Here is a 20,022-nt window from a genome sequence, read left to right as displayed (position 1 = left end):
AGGCGGGATCTGCGCGATGGCGCAAAACAACGGATTTTATCGGCCAGCCTGTCGCTGGCCGCGCTGTCCCGCATCGGGCTGGCGCGTCGGCCCATAATTCTTCAACGCGTGCGGCCCTGCGCGCCCGGCACGCGCACCCCCTGGCTCCCCATGACCCGACTCGCCACCGCACCTCCCCCCACCCCTCCCCTGGCCTCGGCCATGGTGCTTGCCGCCGGGCGCGGCATGCGCATGCGCCCGCTCACCGACGTCACGCCCAAGCCCCTGCTGGTCGTGCAGGGCAAGCCCTTGATGCAGTGGCCCATGGAGGCCTTGGTCACGGGTGGTTTCCAGCGCTTCGTGGTCAACACCGCGTGGCTGGGAGAACAGATCGACGAACACTGCGCGGCCTGGAGCCAATCCCGTCCGGGTTGCGACGTGGTGATGTCGCGCGAGGGCGCGGACTTCGGCTACGCACTGGAAACGGCCGGCGGCATTGCCCGCGCGCTGCCGCTGCTGGCCAACGTTTTCTGGGTGCTGGCGGGCGACGTGTACGTGCCCGACTTCGCCTTCAGCCAGGCCAGCGTCGACCGGTTCGAGGCCAGCGGCCTGCTCGCCCACATCTGGCTGGTGCCCAACCCGCCGCACAACCCGCACGGCGATTTCGGCCTGGGTCCGGACGGCCTCGCCATCGGCCGGGCCGATGAGGCCTACACCTTCAGCACCATCGGCCTGTACCGACGCGAATTGTTCGAACTGCCCTGGTGCGAGGTGCTGCCCGGCAACCCCCAAGGCACGGCCGAGCCGCTGGCGCCGCTGCTGCGCCGGGCGATGGAAGCGGGCCAGGTGAGCGCAGAAATCTACAGTGGCACCTGGGTCGACGTGGGCACGCCCGAGCGGCTCGAAGAGCTGAACAGTCAAAGCTGATTCCCTCGGACCGCAGGTGCTCGCCAAAAGTCAGAGAATGGCGACCATGGACTCCACCACCCACACCCACCTCTACGCCGAACGCCGCGCCCGCGTGGCCGCCTCGCTCGGCCCCGGCGGCATCGCCATCGTGCCCACGGCGCTGGAGCGCCCGCGCAACCGCGACACCGATTTCATCTACCGGCACGACAGCTACTTCTACTACCTCACCGGTTTCACCGAGCCCAACGCCTGGCTGGTGATCACGGCCGAAGGCGGCACCACGCTGTTTTGCCAACCGAAAGACCTGGAACGCGAAATCTGGGACGGCATCCGCCTCGGCCCCGAAGCCGCGCCCGAGCACCTGGGCGTGAGCGAAGCCTTTTCCGTCGCCGAGCTCAACACGCGCCTGCCCAGGCTGCTGGAAAACCGCCAGACCGTGTGGTACCCGTTTGCCACCCACGAGGGACTTGAGAGCAAGGTCAACGGCTGGTTGCAACCGGTGCGCGCGCGCGTGCGCTACGGCGCGCTGTGCCCCGAAGCGCAGCGCGACCTGTGTGGCGTGCTCGACGAATTGCGGCTGATCAAGGACGCCTTCGAGCAGGACACCATGCGCCGCGCCGCGCAGATCAGCGCCAAGGCCCACATCCGCGCCATGCAGCGCAGCGCGGCCATGCTGCGAGCCGGTCAGGACGTGCGCGAGTACCACCTGGATGCCGAGCTGCTGCACGCCTTCCGCGAGCATGGCTCGCAGTACCCGGCCTACGGCAGCATCGTGGCAGCGGGTGCCAACGCCTGCGTGCTGCACTACCGCGCCGACGCCGCGCCCATCCGCAGCGGCGAGCTGGTGCTGATCGACGCCGGCTGCGAGCTCGACGGCTATGCAAGCGACATCACCCGCACCTTCCCGGCCAACGGCAGATTCACCGGGCCACAACGCGAGCTGTACGACCTGGTGCTGGCCAGCCAGATCGCGGCGGTCCACGCCACCAAGGCCGGCGCGCGCTTCGTCGATCCGCACGAGGCCACCGTGGCGGTGCTCGCGCAAGGCTTGCTCGACGTCGGCCTGCTGGATGCGAACAAGGTGGGCAGCGCGCAGGACGTGATCACCAACCGCGACTACTTCCAGTTCTACATGCACCGCACCGGTCACTGGCTGGGCATGGACGTGCACGACTGCGGTGGCTACGTGGAGCCGTCCGAACTCGGCACGGTGAACGAGCGCAAGGACCCCTTGAGTGGCGAAACCATCAAGGACCGCCCCAGCCGCATCCTGCGCCCGGGCATGGTGCTCACCATCGAGCCCGGCCTCTATGTGCGCCCCGCCGAAGGCGTGCCCGAGCGCTTCTGGAACATCGGCATCCGCATCGAAGACGACGCCATCGTCACCGAGACCGGCTGCGAGCTGATCTCGCGTGGCGTGCCGGTCGAGGCTTCCGAGATCGAAGCGCTGATGCGCGGTTGAGGCCGTGCACGCTGTCAGCGTCAACCCGGTTGCCGCGCACGCCCTGCGCGTGAGTGGAGCCTTCTCGATCAGACGCCTCAAACACGTGCGTTGAAAGCCGTGCGCATGGAGTACAACGCAGCATGACTTCCCTTGCGGGCACCGCGCTGTGTCTCACCATGAATCCCTCGGTGGACGTGTCCACACACACCGATCGGGTCGTGCCCGCCGACAAGCTGCGCTGCGGCCCGGCCCAGCGCGATGCCGGTGGTGGAGGCCTCAACGTGGCCAGCGTGCTGCACAGGCTGGGCGGGCGCTGCAGTGCACTCTTCCCGGCCGGCGGCGCAGCCGGCCAATGGCTCACGCAGCATCTCGAGCAAGCCGGTTTGTCCGCGCGCGCGCTGCCGATTGCGCAGGACACGCGCGAAAACTTCACCGTGCAGGCCCAGGACACCGGCGCCGAGTACCGTTTCGTGCTGCCGGGTCCCACGCTGACCGAGGACGAATGGCAGGCCAACCTGGACGCGGTTGACCAGTGGGCCAGCGAGCTGAGCTTCGTGGTGGCCAGCGGCAGCCTGCCGCCCGGCGTGCCCGCCGACTTCTACGCCCGGCTGGCCCGCACGGCCCGCCAGCGCGGCGTGCGGCTGGTGCTCGACAGCTCGGGGCCCGCGCTGGCCGCCGCGCTGCAAGCCGGCGTGTTCCTGGTCAAGCCCAACCTGCGCGAATTGCGCGAACTCACCGGCCTGTCCCTGGCCACGGCCGTGGAGTGGCGAGCCGCCGCGCAGGCCCTGGTCGACCAGGGCCAGGCCGACGTGGTGGCCCTCACGCTGGGCGACCGTGGTGCGCTGCTGCTTTCGCGCGACGGTGCCTGGCGGGCCGAGGCCTTGCCGGTCGAGGTGGCCAGTTCGGTGGGGGCGGGCGACAGCTTCGTGGGTGCGCTGGTCTGGTCGCTGCAACAAGGAGACCCGCTGCCCCAGGCCTTCAGTTGGGCCATGGCCGCCGGGTCCGCCGCGTTGCTCACACCGGGCACCGGCTTGTGCCAGCCCCAGGATGTTCGCCGCCTGCAACCCCTGGTGCAGGTGGTTGCGGCCTGACCGCTCATGCATTCCGCACATTGCCCCTGAAAAAGTCAGCATCGCCACAACCGTTTACGCAGTTCTACCGACTAGGGTTTTCCCGGCCGCAGAATTAGAATGTGCAATTGCCTTTCACATAGCAAGATTTCAGAACGACCGGAGACAAAACCATGACCATGGACAACAGCCCAGAGAACAAGCGCGCCGAGCTGCGCCGTGCCGCCCTCGAATACCACGAGTTCCCGACGCCCGGCAAGGTGGCCATTGCCGCCACCAAACAGCTCACCAACCAGCGCGATCTGGCACTGGCCTACTCGCCCGGCGTGGCTGCGCCGTGTGAAGAGATCGTGGCCGACCCGGTCAATGCCTTCAAGTACACCGCCCGCGGCAACCTGGTCGGCGTCATCACCAACGGCACTGCCGTGCTGGGTCTGGGTGACATCGGCCCCCTCGCAGCCAAGCCGGTGATGGAAGGCAAGGGTGTGCTGTTCAAGAAGTTCGCCGGCGTCGACGTGTTCGACATCGAGATCGACGAGAAGGACCCGGCCAAGCTGGTCGAGATCATTGCCGCGCTGGAGCCGACCTTCGGCGCGATCAACCTCGAGGACATCAAGGCACCGGATTGCTTCTACGTGGAGCGCGAGCTGCGCAAGCGCATGAAGATTCCCGTGTTCCACGACGACCAGCACGGCACGGCCATCACGGTGGCGGCGGCCATGCTCAACGGCCTGAAGGTCGCGGGCAAGGACATCGGCCAGGTCAAGCTGGTCACCTCGGGCGCGGGTGCGGCGGCGCTGGCCTGCCTGAACCTGCTGCTCAAGGTGGGCCTGAAGCGCGAGAACGTGTTCGTCACCGACCTGGCCGGCGTGGTCTACGAGGGCCGCGAGGAGCTCATGGACGACGACAAGCGCCAGTACATGCAGAAGACCGACAAGCGCAAGCTCGCCGAGGTGATGGAGGGCGCCGACGTGTTCCTCGGCCTATCGGCCGGCGGCGTGCTCAAGCCCGCGATGGTGGCGTCGATGGCACCCAGGCCGGTGATCTTCGCGCTGGCCAACCCGAATCCCGAGATCGCGCCCGAGGACGCGCACGCGGTGCGTGGCGACGTGATCATGGCCACGGGACGCACCGACTATCCGAACCAGGTCAACAACGTCCTGTGCTTTCCTTACATCTTCCGCGGCGCGCTCGATTGTGGCGCGACCACCATCACCGACGAGATGGAGATCGCCGCGGTGCACGCCATCGCCGAGCTGGCGCAGGCCGAGCAGAGCGAAGTCGTGGCCGCGGCTTACGCCGGTGAGCAACTGGCCTTCGGCCCCGAGTACCTCATTCCCAAACCGTTCGACCCGCGCCTGATGATGAAGATCGCGCCGGCGGTGGCGCAGGCCGCGGCTGACAGCGGCGTGGCCTTGCGCCCGATCCCCGACATGGCGGCCTACCGCATAAGGCTGCAAAGCTTCGTGTTCGCCTCGGGCACCATCATGAAGCCGATCTTCTCGGCGGCAAAGACGGCGGCGCGCAAGCGCGTGGCCTATGCCGAGGGCGAAGAGGAACGCGTGCTTCGCGCCTGCCAGATCGTGGTCGATGAAGGCCTGGCCCGCCCCACCCTGATCGGCCGCCCGGCCATCATCGCCCAGCGCATCGAAAAATTCGGCCTGCGCCTGCGCGAGGAGCTCGACTACGACGTGGTCAACGTCGAGCAGGACAACCGCTACCGCGATTTCTGGCAGACCTACCACCGCATGACCGAGCGCAAGGGCGTGACCCAGCAGCTCGCGAAGATCGAGATGCGCCGCCGACTCACCCTGATCGGCTCGATGCTGCTGCACAAGGGCGAGGTCGACGGCCTCATCTGCGGCACCTGGGGCACCACCCAGCACCACCTGAAATACATCGACCAGGTGATCGGCAAGCGCGCCGGCGGCAGCCCCAGCACCGCGCAGGACGTGCGCATCTATGCCTGCATGAACGGCCTGATGCTGCCCGGGCGCCAGGTGTTTCTGGTCGACACCCACGTCAACCACGACCCCACCCCCGAGGAGCTGAGCGAGATCACGGTCATGGCGGCCGAAGAGATGCTGCGCTTCGGCCTGCAACCGAAAGCCGCCCTGCTGTCGCACTCCAACTTCGGCTCCAGCGACGAGCCCAGCGCCGTGAAGATGCGCCGCACGCTGGCCCTGCTGCGTGAACAGGCGCCGTGGCTGGAGGTCGACGGCGAGATGCACGGCGATGTGGCACTGGACGCCGACGCGCGCCAGCGCCTGATGCCCAACTCGACGCTCAAGGGCGCGGCCAACCTGCTGGTGCTGCCCAACATCGATGCCGCCAACATCGCCTACAACCTGCTCAAGACGGCCGCAGGCGGCAACATCGCCATCGGCCCGGTGCTGCTGGGCGCCGACAAGCCGGTCCACATCCTGACGGCCAGCGCCACCGTGCGCCGCATCGTCAACATGACAGCCCTCACCGTGGCCGATGCCAACGTTTCCCGTTGATGCATAGAGAAAAAGCAAGCGCTAACTTTTCCACACATCTCAGACGCTTGGATTTGCCTTCTTTTTCAGCAACCGCTTGCGTTTTCAGACCAGCTCAGGCACACTAGCGCGCTTGGAATACAGGGTTAACCCGCCCGCAACACTTCCCGCACAAGCCGTGTAAACGAATACTTTTGTGGTGTGTTGATGGCGGGTTGATTGCATCAGGAGCAGGGAATTTCATGGACCTGAAGCGGATCGGGGGTGCCAAGGGCGTGGCAACACGGGCCTTGGCTCTGGTTCTGACGGCATCGCTGGGCACCTTTATGGTGCAGGCTCGAACACCGCAAGACCAGACGCTTCCCGATACGAACGCCGCTGCCCTCGCCGAATCCGGCTTGCCCGCACAGGGCAGACAAGTGATGGAGCTGATCCGGCAAGGCGGGCCATTCCGGCACGAAAAGGACGGCACGGTGTTCGGCAACCGGGAGAGGTTGCTGCCGAGCCAGCGGCGTGGGTTTTACCGGGAGTACACGGTGCCCACACCGGGTTTGAGTCATCGGGGCGCCAAGCGGATCGTGTGCGGTGGATTGCGGCCCAGGATGCCTGATGCTTGTTATTACACCGAAGACCACTACAGCAGCTTCAAGCTGATCGTGCAGTGAGTCCTGGGTGATGTGAACGGTTTTTTTAACTTGACCTTTGAAAGAGACGCGGAGATGGACACGCCACTTCGTAACGTACGACCCAATATCGTTCAGTCGATTCGCGCCCACGGCGTGAAAGACCTGCAGGCCGCGGCCGAGCATTTGGGGCATCACTTCCTGTACGCCAACCTGGCCAAAGCCCAGAGCAAGCAGGACGTGCTGGAATTGATCGCTGCGCAATACACCTTGCCCTCGCACTTCGGCAAGAACTTCGACGCGCTCTACGACTGCATGACCGACATGGTTCACAAGTCGGGGCCGCAGACCGGGTTCATCGTGGTGCTGGAGCACATCCCTGCGCACGCCAAGTTCGACAAGGAAGCGCGCGAGCAGTTGCTGGACATCTTCCGCGATGCCGCCGACTACTGGTCGGACCGCAAGATCCCGTTTCGCTGCTTCTACTCCTTCTCGGTGGCACGCTCGCCCAAGGGCGAAGAGCCGATCGAGGTGCAGAGCGATGAGCCCATGCCCACGGACAAGATCCTGGACGTGAGCCCGATGGCGCTGCGCATGAGCAGCCCGTTCAACGCCGGATATTGGCTGGCCGCAGCCTGAGCCAGGCCCCACCCCCGCGCCGCGCCGTCGGCGCGTCACCCCCTCAAGGGGGCGATGCCTGAGGACCGGCGGAGCCGGACCCTCGGCATCCTGGGTTAAAAAGCCGCTGCGCTTGCAGCGGCTTTTTTATGCCTGCAGGATTTGGATCAGGCCGACGTATTCGCTCACCGGCACTTCTTCGGCCCTTCGCTGCAGGTCGAACTCACCAGCAAAGCCTTGCTCGTCGAGCCAACGGCCCAAGGTGTTGCGCAGGATCTTGCGGCGCTGGCTGAAGGCCACCTGCACCATCGTCGAGAAGCGTGCAATGTCGATCGTCGGAGGTTCGGCCAACGGGACCATGCGCACGATGGCGCTGTCCACGCGCGGCGGCGGGTCGAAGCTCTCGGGCGGCACGAACAGCACGTTGTCCATCGCATAACGCCACTGCAGCATCACCGAGAGGCGGCTGTAGTCGGACGTGGCCGGACGCGCCACCATGCGGTCGATCACTTCCTTCTGCAGCATGAAATGCTGGTCCTGAACCACGGACACGTGGTCCAGGAGATGAAACAGGATGGGGGTGGAGATGTTGTAGGGCAGGTTGCCCACCACGCGCAGTTTGGGCACTGCCAGTTGCGCGGCGAGCGCGCTGAAATCCACCTTCAGCACATCGGACTCCACCACCTGGAGCTGGGCATGTGCGCGCAGGCGCACCGCCAGATCACGATCCAGCTCGATGACCGTGAGGCGGCCCAGGCGCTCCACCAGCGGCTGCGTCAGCGCCGCCAGGCCGGGGCCGATCTCCACCATCGCGTCGCCGGGCTGCGGCGAGATGGCGTCCACGATGGCCTCGATGATGGCGCCATCGGTCAGGAAGTGCTGACCGAAACGCTTGCGGGCAACGTGCTTCATGCGCAGGCCGCCGAGGAAGCCTGCCGCATCACAGCTGGGGTGGTTCGCGGTACTCGACGTAGGCGCGACCGCGCACGTCCTGCACCCAGGTGCGCGCGGCCTCGTTGATCTTTTGCTCGCGCACCAGACCGCGCACCATTTCGCGCTGATCGCGCGCCGAGAGCGTGCTCTGCCGGCGTTCCTCCACGCGGATCAGATGCACGCCGAAACGCGACACCACGGGCGGAGACACCTCGCCCGGGCGCAGGCGCGCCATGGCGGCTTCGAACTCGGGCACGAACTGACCGGCTTGCGCCCAACCGAGGTTGCCGCCGTCTTTCGCGGAGCCGTCCTGGCTGTGTTCGCGCGCCAGGGCTTCAAACGTGACCTGTCCACTGACCAATTGCTGGCGATAACCGGCCAGCCGGGCCACCGCATCGGCCTCGCTGAGCTGCGGGCCCAGGCGCAGCAGGATGTGGCGCGCGCGGGTTTCGTTGACGGCGACATCGGGCAGTCCCGCCTGGCGCTTCTCGATCACCTTGAGGATGTGGAAACCCGCCGGGCTGCGCACCGGGCCCGCCACCCCGCCAGCGCTCAGCGAGCGGGTGGCCTCCACGAACAGCTCGGGCAACCGATTGGCCGGGCGCATGCCGAACTGACCGCCATTGGCGCGCTCGGGGCCATCGGAGAACTCGCGCGCCAGCTCGGCGAAATCGCCGCCCGCGCGCGCGCGATCGGCCACACCCTGGGCGCGTGCCTGCAGCGTCTGCACCCGATCGGGCGTCGCGTCTTCAGGCACTGCCACAAGCACCTGCGCCAGACTGAGCTGCAGGCTGGACACATCGTTGCTGCCCTGACGCTCGCGGATGAAGTCATCGATGTCGGCTTCGGTCACGCGCACCTTCGAATCCACCTCGCGCTCGCGCAGGCGCTGCAGCAGGATCTGGTTGCGCAAGTCGTTGCGCAACTGGTTGATGTCGACGCCGTCGGCCGCGACGCGGCGGCGGAATTCTTCCGGGGTGAGCTGGTTCTGCGCAGCGATGGACTGCTCGGCTTGCGCGAGCGACGCTTCATCGACGCGGATGCCGAGCTCCACACCGAGCTGCACCTGGGCGCGCTCGGTGATGATCTGCTCCAGCACCTGACGGGCGAGTTGGTCGCGTGGGGGCACGGGTGCCGATTGCTGGGTGAGCTGCTGCTCCAGGCGCACCATGCGCTGGCGCACTTCGTTGTTGGTCACCGGCTCGGAATTGACCAGCGCCACGATGAAATCGGCGGTGCGCGACGTCGAGGCAGCGGGGGCTGGCGCAGCAGGCACACGCAACCCGCTGGAAGGCCGCAGAGCCTGCGCGTGCACGGCCGCCGTGCCGAACAGCGAACTGCACAGCAACCAGGCGGCCAGGCGGGGGAAACGGGAAGAGCGGTCAGTCATATTGTTGGAACCGGCTGGGCGGGTTGATTTCTTCACGCAGGTATTGGTAGCGCGGCACGTTGTCTTTGAGGGTTTTCAGCGGGTTGGAGCCAATGCGGGAAAAGCCCGTGAACTCCAGCTGGAACAGGATACGCTGGTTGGCCACCGCGGTGCTGCGCTGCAGGCGCTCCAGCACGATGCGGCCGACCCAGCAGCCGGCATCGTACTCAAAGCCTGCCACGAGATCGACGACCTTGCGATCGGGCACGCTGTAGTTGATGCGTCCCACGCTGTACCACTGACCCGGGCCGAGCGCACGGCCTGGCACTTCGGTGCGCGCAGGTTCACCGAAGAGATCGTTGAGCGGCCACTGCCAGCCCACGTCGAACTGTTCGCTGCGGCCGCGCTGCAGGCGGTAGGCGGCGCTGAGCACGCGGAACTTGCTCGGCATGTAGCGGCCGCTGAGCGTGGTGCGCACCGATTCGCGGTTGCCCGGGCTGTACTGCACGTTGGCATCGGTCAGCCAGCGTGGGCTCCACTGCACACGCGCGGCCAGCAGGATGTCGCTCAGGCGCTCGTTGACCGGGTCGCCGCCGGACAGGCCGCTGGAGTTGGGCAGAAAGACGTTCTGGTCGCGGAACAGGTAACGCTGGGCCACGCCCAGGCGCACCACCTCGGCGCCGCTGTCGGGATCCAGCAGGCGGGAACTCACGCCCACCGTGAGCGCGCGGGTGTCGGAAATGCGGTCGTTGCCGCCGAAGACGTTCTCGCTGTAGATCGAGGCCAGGTTGAAGTCGTTGGCGGCCGAGTCGTAGTTGGGCAGCAGGCTCTGGTCGCGGTAGGGCGTCCAGGTGAAGAAGGCGCGCGGCTCCAGCGTTTGCGTGAAGCCGCGACCGAAATAGCTGGCGTCCCGCTCGAAGATCAGGCCGCTGTCCAGGCTGAGGGTGGGCAGCACGCGCGAGGCGCTGCGCGAGCCGTTGGCCAGGGCGTTGTCAAAGCTGTACTGCGTGGCGTGCAGCTGGGCGCGGGGCTTGATGAACCAGCCCGGCGCCTGAAACCTGCGGCTGATCTCGGCCACCGTCAGCGCGCGCGAACCGTTGGTTTGCCGGGTGAGCGAGGGGATCGACTGAAAGCGCGTGTACTCGGTCAGCACCGACCAGTCCACGCCGCTCACGTTGGCCACTTGTGCATCGTTGCGGCCATAGCGCACGGCCACCGACGGCAACCGGTCGTAGGGCGGGATGATCGGCGAGTCGATGTCCTGCAGTGTTTGCCAGGTGTAGGCGCCGGCGCTCACCGACCAGGGGCCCTGGCCCCAGCTGTACACCGCGTCGCTGGCCAACAGGCGGGTGGTGAGCGAGGCGGTGGCGCGCGGGAAGTCCCGCCAGTAGTCGTCGTCGCTGACACGGTTGAGGTTGAGGTACAGACCCGCCGAACCGCCAAACGCCAGCCCGGTGCCGGTGAGGGTCTGGTTGTGTTGCGCCGAATAGCCCCAGCGGTTGGCATCGCGCAGCTGGTCGGATGGCATGAAGGCACCCCGCACCTGGCCCGCGTAGGTGGGCTGCAGGTAGCGCACTTCGGCACCCAGGTCCACGCCGCGCTTGCTCATGAGCGTGGGGTACAGCGTGGCATCCAGGTTGGGCGCGATGTTGAGGTAATACGGCAGCGTGACTTCCAGGCCGCTGATGTTGTCGATGTTCAGCGTGGGCGGCAGCAGGCCGGACTTGCGCGCATCGGTGAGCGGGAAGGAAAAGTGGGGCCAGCCGAGAATCGGCACGCCCTTGAACTCCAGCACGCCATTCGTCGCCGTGCCCATCTCGTTCACGTTGTCGAACTCGATCTTCGTGGCGCGCACCATCCAGTCGGGCATCCAGCTCGCGCCGGGCGTGCGCGGGCAGGTGGAGTAGCGGGCGTCGTGGGCCACCGCATGGTCTTCGTCCAGAAAGTCAACGCGGCTGGCGTCTCCCGTCCCCTCGTTCTTGAGCAGGTTGAATGTGGGCTGGGTGAACGTGCCCTGGTAGGTCTCGACGTTCATCTGCAGCTCGGGGCCCTCGAAGCGGTCGCCGCTGCGGTTGATCAGCACGTTGCCCTTGGCCTGCGCCTCGTTGTTGCGCTGGTCGAGTTGCAGGCGATCGGCACGGATCACCGTGTCGTGGCGGCGCAGCTCGGCATTGCCCTCCACCGCCGTGATGCTGTCGGTCTGGCCCTCGATGCGGTCGCCCGAGACGAAGGTGGGTGCCTGCTGCTTCGCGTCTTCGGGCAAGGTTTCCAGCAGCATGCCGCTGGAACGCAGCGACACACCGGGCTGGGGCACTTCGTCACCGTCGCCCGACTGGGCCTGCGCCAGGCCGTGTGCACCCAGCGCGCCGAAGGCCAGCAGCGAAAGCAGGCCGCGCACCGCCAGCGCCACGGGGGCCGCCTTGAGACGGGGTTGCGCATGCCCAGCGGGCAATGCTGGGACACGGGGCTGGTGAGTACGGCGATTCAAGGGGAGGAAGTCGTTGACCGGGCCGATCAAAAGCGTGCGACAAGCCGCGGATCAGCACAGGGGGTTTGTAGAATCAACGGCCATTATCCACTGCGCGATCCCGCGCGCGGCCCATTGACAAGCGGCGCAAAGACACCCACCACCATGACCCTGTCCAACCCCGCCGTCGAGTGGGCCGATCCTCTACGTGAAGCCGCCTTTGCCGCCTGGTTGCGCCCCCTTGCCGAGCGGCTGGGCCTGATCCCGGACACCCTGCGCGCGGCTTCGGCCGACGCGAGCTTCCGACGCTACCTGCGCCTCGACTCGCAGGCCGGGCAGAGCTTCATCGTGATGGACGCACCCCCCGCGCACGAAAACTGCCAGCCGTTCGTGCACGTGGCCACGCTCATGCGCGAGGCCGGTCTGCTGGTGCCCGAGGTGCTGGCCTGGGACGAGCCGCAGGGCTTCATGCTGCTGGATGATCTGGGCCACCAGACCATGCTCGAGGGCATCGACCCGAACAACGCGCAAGCCAACCATGGGCGCTACATGCAGGCGCTGGACGCGCTGCTGGCCTGGCAACTGGCCTCGAAACCCGGCGTGCTGCCACCTTACAACGAAGCCCTGCTGCGCCGCGAGCTGCAATTGTTTCCCGACTGGTACCTGCAGCAGCACAAACAGTTTCAGTTGACCGACACGCAGGCCAACACCCTGCACAAAGCTTTCGACTCGATCGTGGCGCACAACCTCAATGCCCCGAGCGTCTATGTGCATCGCGACTACATGCCGCGGAACCTGATGCTGCCGCGCCATCCCGGCGAGACACCGGCACAACAACTCGGCGTGCTCGATTTCCAGGACGCGGTACACGGCCCCATCACCTACGACATCGCCAGCCTGATGCGCGACGCCTTCCTCACCTGGGACGAGGACTTCGTGATCGACGTGACCGTGCGTTACTGGGAAAAGGCGCGCAAGGCCGGTTTGATGGACTTTGAAGACTGGCACAGCGACTTCGGTGCTTTCTACCGTTCGGTCGAGTGGATGGGTCTGCAGCGCCATTTGAAAGTGGCCGGCATCTTCGCCCGGCTCACGCTGCGCGACGGCAAGCCCAAGTACCTCGCCGATGCGCCGCGCTTCATCGGCTACATCCGCCACACCGCGCACCGCTACCGGGCGCTTGGCCCCTTCCTGCAACTGATCGACGAGGTCGAGGGCCTGCAGGCCGCATCGGGCTACGCTTTCGGGCGGGTCTGAGCATGCCGCGCTTTCACTGCCCCGCGCCGCTGCTCGCCGGCCAGCGCCTGAGCCTGCCCGCGTCGGCCGCGCGCCATGTGCAGGTGTTGCGCCTGCAACCTGGCCAGACCATCACGCTGTTCAACGGCGAGGGCGGCGAGTGGAGCGCCACCATCACCCGGATGGGCCGCTCCGACGTGGACGTGAGCCTCGGCGCGCACCACGCCACCGAGCGCGAGCCGCCACGCGCGGTGCATCTGGCCATGGGCATGCCCGCCAACGACCGCATGGACTGGCTGGTGGAAAAAGCCGCCGAGCTGGGCGTGGCCAGCCTGCAGCCGCTGCACACCGCGCACAGCGTGTTGCGCCTGGCGGGCGAGCGCGCCACCAAGAAGCAGGCGCACTGGCAGTCGGTGGCGATCGCGGCCTGCGAGCAATGCGGCGGCAACCGCGTGCCCGCCGTGCAGCCGGTGAACGAGCTGACGGCCTGGCTCAAGACCTTGCCGACGGTCGACGCAGCCCAACCCGCGCTGCGCTGCCTGCTCTCGCTGGCCGAGGGCACCCAGCCTTTGGGTGTGGCGCTCGCGGCGGCGAAGACCGACACACCGGTGCTGTTCCTCAGCGGCCCCGAGGGCGGCTTGAGCCCGCAGGAAGACGCGCTGGCGCGCGCGGCTGGCTTCGTGCCGGTCACGCTGGGCCCGCGTGTGCTGCGCGCCGAAACCGCCGCGATCGCCGCGCTGGTGCTGGCCGTCAGCGGCGGCTGAAGAAGTCCCAGATCACGTCGTTGGCGACGATGGCCGTTGAGCCCTGTTGCCCGCCGAGCACCTTGCGCCCACCCGGCCAGGCGTGGCCACCGGTTTCCGTCACGCAGAGCCGGACTTCGCTGCCGCCGCGGCAGGGTGCGCGCGTCTCGCACCAGGCGCCGGGGACCTCCAGCACACGACGGGGCGCGGCCTCGCAACCGTTGAGCCGCGCCCATTTCGCCACCGTCTCGGGCACCGAGACGAAGTTCGCGTGGGTGGTGGAGGCGCTGCCCGAGCCGCCGTTGAACAGCACGCGGTCGTCGTCGCGCGCGTGGATGTGCAGCACCGAGATCGGGCGCGATGGTGCGCAGGCGGGCGAGCCGTCGGTGCCGGCCACGGCGGCGATCGCCGCGAAGGTATCGGCCATCTCGCAGGCCAGGCGGTACGCGAGCATGCCGCCGTTGCTCATGCCTTGCGCGAAGACGCGGTCCGGATCGATGTTCAAGCGCTGGCGCACATCGGCCACCACGGCGCGCACGAAACCGACGTCGTCCACGTTGCGCTCGCGTGCCTGGCCACAGCACAGGCCGGCGTTCCAGGTCGCGAGCTTGCCCGAGCGCAGGCGGCTGAAGCCGTTGGGAAACACCGCCACGTAGCCGGCCTGCTCCGCGTGCGAGATCAGGCCGTAGTAGCGGTCGTTGGCCTGGATCTCCATGTTCCCACCGCCGCCGTGAAAAGACAGCACCATCGGCATCGGCGTGCCCGCGCGGTAACGTGCCGGCACATGCACGAGGTAGTCGCGCGACAGGCCACCGTGCTGCAAGGTGAAGCGGTGTTCGCCGGCCCTCGTGATGGACTCGGGCACGGAAGCCGCGCCTTGCGAGGCGCCAGTGAGCGGAAACCCCGCTGCGCCCGCCATCAGAAAGGCGCCAAGCAGCCGGACCCAGCCCATGCGCATGTTCATCCTCGCACTCCCTTCAATGTGTGGATACGCCATCCTGCCCCGCGAGCGTGGCCCGCGCCAGCGCCGCCCTGGCCAGCAGGCGCGTGGAGTCCAGCGTGGGCAGCGGTGAATTCGCGTCGCTCATGATCAGGGGAATTTCGGTACAACCCAGCACCACGGCGTCGCAGCCTTCGTCCCGAAGGCGCGAGAAGACAGCCTGGAACCGGGCCACGCTCTCGGGCTTGAACACACCACAGACCAGTTCGTCCATGATGATGCGGTCGATCTCGTCGCGCTCCACCGCGCTGGGGCGCACCACCTGCAGGCCCAGGACCGCGAGCTTCTCGGGATAGACCTCGCTGTCGACCAGCCAGCGTGTGCCGGTGATGCCGATGCGCCGGTGGCCGCGCCTGGCGGCCGCCTGCGCCACCACTTCGGCGATGTGCAGCCAGGGCAGCGGCGAGCGCGGTTCGACGTGGTGAAACGCCTGGTGAATCGTGTTGTCGGGGCAGATCAGGAAATCGGCGCCGGCCGCCGCGAGCTTGGTCGCGGACCTCAGCATCAGATCGGCCACGCCGCGCAGGTCGCCGCGGTTCAGGCAGTCCACGTAGTCGGCCAGGGACAGTGAATGCAGGGAGATTTCGGGGTGCGCGTGAGGCCCGAGCAGGGCGGCGCCCTCGGTGCAGAGTGTGCGGTAACACAGGGCGGCGCCTTCGGCCGAACAGGCCACGATGCCAACGTGCAGGGTCATGAAACCGAGGGTAGCGAATGGACAGATGGGCACTATAGCCCTGCGCGCCAGACGCCCACCCGAAACGCCCCGCAGCGTCCTTGCGCGGCCTTGTATAAACAACGACTTATGAACAAGAACCTCTGGCTGCTGGCCGCCGCGCAAGGCCTGTTTCTCACCAACAACGTGGTCTTCATCGCCATCAACGGCCTGGTGGGGCTGTCGCTGGCGCCGCTGGGCTGGATGGCCACGCTGCCGGTGATGGGCTACGTGGTGGGCGGGGCGCTGTCCACACCGCTGGTGGCCCGCACGCAAAGCGCGTTCGGGCGCCAGGTGTCGTTCCAGATCGGATTGCTGGTGGCGCTGGGCTCGGCGCTGCTGTGCGCCTGGGCGGTGATGGACCGCAACTTCTGGCTCCTCGTGGCCGCCACCGTGGTCGCCGGTTACTACAGCGCCAACGGTCAGCTCTACCGCTTCGCCGCGGCCGAGCTCAGCACGCCAGCGTTCCGGGAAAAGGCCGTGTCGCTGGTGCTGGCGGGTGGGTTGGTGGGCGCGGTGCTCGGGCCCAATCTGGCCAGCCGCACCCGAGGCCTGTTCGACATGCCGTTCGTGGGCGCCTACCTGTCGCTGGCGGTGGTGGCCTTGCTGTCCATGGTCGCCATCGCCCTCATGCGATTCCCGCCGGTGCCCGCGAGAGCGGCGCACGCCGACGGCGGTCGACCCTTGAGCGTGATCATGCGCCAGCCCGTGTTCATCGTGGCCACCGCCGGCGCGGCCCTGGGCTATGGCGTGATGAACCTGCTGATGGCGGCCACGCCGCTGGCCATGCAGGTCTGTGGCTTCCCGTTCGAAGATGCGGCCCTGGTGCTTCAGTGGCACGTGATCGGCATGTTCGCGCCGGGCTTCTTCACCGGGCACCTCATCAAGCGCTTCGGCGTGCTGAGCATCATGGGCACGGGCGTGGCGCTCAACGTGGCCTGCGTTGCGATGGCACTCTCGGGTGTGGAACTGCACCAGTTCCTGATCGCGCTGTTCCTGCTCGGCGTGGGCTGGAACTTCCTCTTCACCGCCAGCACCACGCTCTCGCTGCAGTCGTACCGGCCGGAAGAAAAAGACCGCGCGCAGGCGGCCATCAACTTCTGCGTGTTCACCACCATGGCCCTCACCTCGTTCGCCTCGGGAGCCCTGGTGACCACGCAGGGCTGGCACTGGCTGAACATGGGCTCGCTGCTGCCGCTGGCACTCACCGCCATGGCCCTGGTCTGGCTTGCGTGGCGCGGTGGGCAAGCCCACAATCCGGCCTGAACACACACAACTCAAGGAGGAACGACATGGGACTGCTGGATTCTCTGCTGGGGGCGGCCACAGAGGCTGCGATGGGTTCTCGGCGCGATGGCAGCGTGGCACCTGCCGATGCCGCTGGCGGTCTGAACCCGCAACTGTTGATCACCCTGGTGAGCACCTTGCTCAACAACGCCGGCGGACTGCAGGGGCTGCTGGCCAAGCTGCAATCGGCCGGGCTGGGGGAGGCTGCTCAATCGTGGGTGGGCACGGGTGCCAACCAGGCGGTGAATCCCGATCAGCTCGGGCAGGCGCTCGGTCCCGACCTGATGGGCATGATCGCCGCCCAGTTCGGTGGCAACACAGCCCAAGCCTCGACGGCCCTGTCCGACCTCTTGCCGAGCCTGATCGATCAGCTCACGCCACAAGGCCAGGTGCCCGCCGACAACGGCCTGGGCGCACTCGGCGCCTTGCTCGGCGGGCAGGACAGCCCCGCGCCGGGCGATCTCATGGGCATGCTCGGCGGCTTGATGCAGCCGCGCCGCTGAACCCTCAGGCGGCCCGGGGCAGCGGGGCGAGCACGTCCAGCCACGCCTTGAGCGTGCCGAACACCGCCGAAGGGTCCGCTTCGTTGAAGATCTCGTGATACAGCCCCTCGAAGGCCTGGACGTGCACCTTGTCGCGCGGCGCGGCGGCCGCAAACGCGCGACTGCCCTCGGGCCTGACCAGGTGGTCGTCACCCGCGTACATGAGCAGGGTCGGCACGCTCCAGCGGGGAGCCGCCGCCAGCACGCGCGGCCCGTTGCTGTCGATGAAATGCGCCAGCCGCGCCGAGATGCGGTCGTGCACGCGGCGGTCCTTCTCGTAAGCCACCACCGTGGCCGGGTTGTGCGAAATCTTTTTCGCGTCCAGTCCGTTGGACAGGGTCTTGTTGGGTGCGAACCGGTACATCAGATCGATCAACCTGCGCTGTACCAGGCCCAGCCCGGCCTGCAGCGCGGGCGATGACAGCACCAGACCATCGACCTTGGCGATGCCGCGCTGCACGAAGGTGGCCGCCACCAGCCCACCCATGCTGTGACCCATGAGGATCAACGGGCACGCCCACGGCTCGGCGATGTGGCGGCGCGTGTCGTCCAGCACCTCGTCCAGGTCGTCCAGGAGCGCGTCGTCGTCGGGCAGCACGCCCTGGGCACCGCCCGAGTCTCCATGACCGCGCTGGTCAAAGGCGCGCACGCAGAAACCCCAGTCGTTGAGACGACGCGCCACCGCGTCGTAGCGCCAGGCGTGTTCGCCCAGGCCGTGCACGATGAGCACCACGCCGCGCGGGCGCCGGCGCATGGGCAGAGGCCAGTCGTACAGGGCCAGGTTGAGGCCGTCGCGCAGGGTGAAGGGAGCCTGGGTCGTGTCGGTCATGTCGGCACAGCGGTAGAAATGAAACGGGTCGTGCTCAGGGCATGCGCGCAATGACCTGCGCCACGGTGGCGGTCAGGCGTTGCGCGTAGTCCAGGTGCAGAAACTCGTTGGGGCCGTGCGCGTTGCTCTTGGGGCCGAGCACGCCGCACACCATCATCTGAGCGGTGGGAAAGCCCTTGCTGAGCATGTTCATGAGCGGAATCGTTCCGCCCTGGCCAATGGTGCCGCAGCCGGCGCCGAAGTGCGCCTGCGAGGCGTCCTGCAGGGCTTGCTCGAACCACGGCGTGGTGGCCGGCGCGTTCCAGCCGCTGGCGGCCCCTTCGCCTTCGAACGTGACCTTGGCCTGGTAGGGCGCGTTGTCTTCCAGCAGGGCCTTGAGTTCCTGCACGGCGGCCGGCGCGTCCACCAGCGGGGGCAGGCGCAGGCTCAGCTTGAACGCGGTGTAGGGCCGCAGCACATTGCCGGCGTTGCGCATCTCGGGGAAACCGTCGGCACCGGTGACGGACAACGTCGGCCGCCAGGTGCGGTTAAGCAGCGCGTCCACCGGATCGGTGGTGGTGGGCAGGGCAAACACGGTGGAGCCGCCGCAGTCGTGGTGCGCCCAGGGAAAACGCTTGTAAATTTCGTCACCCAGGATGGCGGCGGTGGCGCGCGCCTGCTCGATGCGCTCGGCCGGCACCTCGCAGTGAAAACTGGCCGGCAACAGATGCCCGGTGGCGCTGTCTTCGAGCCGGTCGAGCACCTGGCGCATGATGCGAAAGCTCGACGGCACCAGGCCCGAGGCGTCGCCCGAGTGGATGCCCTCGGTGAGGATCTCGACCTTGAGCACACCGCTGGCCATGCCGCGCAGGCTGGTGGTGAGCCAGAGCTGGTCGTAGTTGCCGGCGCCGCTGTCCAGGCAGATCACCAGGCCCACGTCGCCCAGGCGCGCGCGCAGCGCGTCCACGTAGGGCAGCAGATCGCCCGAGCCACTTTCCTCGCAGGTTTCGATCAGGCCGACGATGCGTGGATGCGCCGCGCCCTGGGCCTTGAGCGCCTGCAGCGAGGCGATGCTGGCGTAGACCGCGTAGCCGTCGTCGGCTCCGCCACGGCCGTAGAGCTTGCCGTTGTCGATCCTGGGCGTCCACGGGCCGAGGTCGCTGCGCCAGCCGGTGAATTCGGGTTGTTTGTCGAGGTGGCCGTACATCAGCACGGTCTGGCCGGACGCAGGTGCAGGCGTTCCGTCCTTGCCCGCGCAGGCAGGCACTTCAAAAAACAGCACGGGCGTGCGCGGCACGCCGTGGGCGTCGTTGAGCTGGATCACCTCGAGCGTGAGGCCCTCGACTTTCTGTGCCTGCACCCAGTCGGCGGCTCCACGCAGCACACGATCCAGCAGACCGTGGCTGGCCCAGTCGGGGTCGAACGCGGGCGACTTCGCCGGCACCGCGATGTAGCGCTCCAGCTCGGGGATGATGGTCTTCGTCCACGCGGATTCGATGTGGGCCTGCAGCGCCACGGGATCGAGCGGCGGCAGGGCGTGAGGCAGGCGGGCATTCATGGCGGCGGTCTCCAGGCGGGGCACCCCGCGAAGTCCGGGGCTCTACCCGCCGCAGTATAGGCAGAGCGGCACGTTCGTGCGCCTGCGAACGGCCATGCCCAAGGGCGCGCGCCGACTCAAACGTGTGCCGAGTCCGACAGGCGGAACACCCGCACCACCTCGGCCAGGCGGCTGGCCTGGTCTTTCAGGCTCTCGGCGGCCGCGGCGCTCTCTTCGACCAGCGCGGCGTTCTGCTGCGTCATCT

General features: G+C 67.5%; 16 protein-coding genes and 1 pseudogene. 10 read left to right on the top strand and 7 right to left on the bottom strand.

Features of this window, described 5'->3' with window-relative positions; genetic code table 11:
- Positions 1-150: 150 nt before the first annotated feature.
- The 6 genes and pseudogenes from V6M63_RS12865 to V6M63_RS12840 all read left to right on the top strand — a co-directional run.
- Positions 151-906, top strand: coding sequence for a nucleotidyltransferase family protein (locus V6M63_RS12865; RefSeq protein WP_332742357.1), 756 nt, complete (start codon positions 151-153; stop codon positions 904-906).
- A gap of 46 nt (positions 907-952) precedes the next feature.
- The gene (locus tag V6M63_RS12860; protein ID WP_332742356.1) at positions 953-2,350 is read left to right on the top strand and encodes an aminopeptidase P N-terminal domain-containing protein; all 1,398 of its coding nucleotides are present in this window, start codon (positions 953-955) and stop codon (positions 2,348-2,350) included.
- 122 nt (positions 2,351-2,472) lie between these two features.
- The gene (locus tag V6M63_RS12855; protein WP_332742355.1) at positions 2,473-3,423 is read left to right on the top strand and encodes a 1-phosphofructokinase family hexose kinase; all 951 of its coding nucleotides are present in this window, start codon (positions 2,473-2,475) and stop codon (positions 3,421-3,423) included.
- A gap of 152 nt (positions 3,424-3,575) precedes the next feature.
- Positions 3,576-5,903 (top strand): NADP-dependent malic enzyme, encoded by a 2,328-nt coding sequence (locus V6M63_RS12850; RefSeq protein WP_332742354.1) that lies wholly within the window; start codon positions 3,576-3,578, stop codon positions 5,901-5,903.
- Between the two features lie 305 nt (positions 5,904-6,208).
- On the top strand, positions 6,209-6,547 hold the full coding sequence (locus V6M63_RS12845; RefSeq protein WP_332742636.1) for a ribonuclease domain-containing protein: 339 nt from the start codon (positions 6,209-6,211) through the stop codon (positions 6,545-6,547).
- A 54-nt stretch (positions 6,548-6,601) separates the two neighbouring features.
- A pseudogene (locus V6M63_RS12840) lies at positions 6,602-6,997 on the top strand (barstar family protein); the annotation flags it as partial.
- Positions 6,998-7,270: 273 nt separating this feature from the next.
- On the opposite strand, the gene rsmA reads toward V6M63_RS12840, so the two are convergent.
- The 3 genes from rsmA to V6M63_RS12825 are packed head-to-tail and all read right to left on the bottom strand — an operon-like array spanning position 7,271 to position 11,835.
- Entirely contained in the window at positions 7,271-8,035 is a 765-nt protein-coding gene (gene rsmA, locus V6M63_RS12835; RefSeq protein ID WP_332742352.1) for a 16S rRNA (adenine(1518)-N(6)/adenine(1519)-N(6))-dimethyltransferase RsmA, read from the bottom strand.
- A 28-nt stretch (positions 8,036-8,063) separates the two neighbouring features.
- Positions 8,064-9,446 carry a peptidylprolyl isomerase gene (locus V6M63_RS12830; protein ID WP_332742350.1) on the bottom strand — a complete coding sequence of 461 codons (1,383 nt, stop codon included), beginning with the start codon at positions 9,444-9,446 and terminating at the stop codon, positions 8,064-8,066.
- On the bottom strand, positions 9,439-11,835 hold the full coding sequence (locus V6M63_RS12825) for an LPS-assembly protein LptD (protein ID WP_332742349.1): 2,397 nt from the start codon (positions 11,833-11,835) through the stop codon (positions 9,439-9,441). The genes V6M63_RS12830 and V6M63_RS12825 overlap by 8 nt, the downstream gene beginning before the upstream one ends.
- 222 nt (positions 11,836-12,057) lie before the next feature.
- Here V6M63_RS12825 and V6M63_RS12820 point away from each other — a divergent pair, with 222 nt between their 5' ends.
- Both V6M63_RS12820 and V6M63_RS12815 read left to right on the top strand, forming a co-directional pair.
- Complete coding sequence (locus tag V6M63_RS12820; RefSeq protein WP_332742348.1) at positions 12,058-13,149, top strand: aminoglycoside phosphotransferase family protein; 1,092 nt, start codon at positions 12,058-12,060, stop codon at positions 13,147-13,149.
- A gap of 2 nt (positions 13,150-13,151) precedes the next feature.
- The gene (locus V6M63_RS12815) at positions 13,152-13,892 is read left to right on the top strand and encodes a 16S rRNA (uracil(1498)-N(3))-methyltransferase (RefSeq protein WP_332742347.1); all 741 of its coding nucleotides are present in this window, start codon (positions 13,152-13,154) and stop codon (positions 13,890-13,892) included.
- On the opposite strand, the gene V6M63_RS12810 is transcribed toward V6M63_RS12815, so the two are convergent.
- Positions 13,879-14,835 (bottom strand): extracellular catalytic domain type 1 short-chain-length polyhydroxyalkanoate depolymerase, encoded by a 957-nt coding sequence (locus tag V6M63_RS12810; RefSeq protein WP_332742346.1) that lies wholly within the window; start codon positions 14,833-14,835, stop codon positions 13,879-13,881. The genes V6M63_RS12815 and V6M63_RS12810 overlap by 14 nt on opposite strands.
- Before the next feature lie 13 nt (positions 14,836-14,848).
- A complete protein-coding gene (locus V6M63_RS12805) occupies positions 14,849-15,565 on the bottom strand; it encodes an aspartate/glutamate racemase family protein (RefSeq protein ID WP_332742344.1) in 717 nt (238 codons plus the stop codon).
- 108 nt (positions 15,566-15,673) lie between these two features.
- Here V6M63_RS12805 and V6M63_RS12800 point away from each other — a divergent pair, with 108 nt between their 5' ends.
- Both V6M63_RS12800 and V6M63_RS12795 read left to right on the top strand, forming a co-directional pair.
- Entirely contained in the window at positions 15,674-16,849 is a 1,176-nt protein-coding gene (locus tag V6M63_RS12800) for an MFS transporter (RefSeq protein ID WP_332742343.1), read from the top strand.
- A 26-nt stretch (positions 16,850-16,875) separates the two neighbouring features.
- Positions 16,876-17,373 (top strand): YidB family protein, encoded by a 498-nt coding sequence (locus V6M63_RS12795; protein ID WP_332742341.1) that lies wholly within the window; start codon positions 16,876-16,878, stop codon positions 17,371-17,373.
- Positions 17,374-17,377: 4 nt separating this feature from the next.
- On the opposite strand, the gene V6M63_RS12790 is transcribed toward V6M63_RS12795, so the two are convergent.
- Positions 17,378-18,241: an alpha/beta hydrolase gene (locus tag V6M63_RS12790; protein WP_332742339.1), complete on the bottom strand. Its 864-nt coding sequence runs from the start codon at positions 18,239-18,241 to the stop codon at positions 17,378-17,380.
- Between the two features lie 34 nt (positions 18,242-18,275).
- Positions 18,276-19,778, bottom strand: a complete 1,503-nt coding sequence (locus tag V6M63_RS12785) for a M20/M25/M40 family metallo-hydrolase (protein ID WP_332742337.1) — start codon at positions 19,776-19,778, stop codon at positions 18,276-18,278.
- Positions 19,779-20,022 lie beyond the last annotated feature (244 nt).

Origin of the sequence: Hydrogenophaga sp. (assembly GCF_036675665.1) — a bacterium.
Taxonomy (GTDB): domain Bacteria; phylum Pseudomonadota; class Gammaproteobacteria; order Burkholderiales; family Burkholderiaceae_C; genus Hydrogenophaga.
This window is presented reverse-complemented; position numbering and strand designations above follow the sequence as displayed.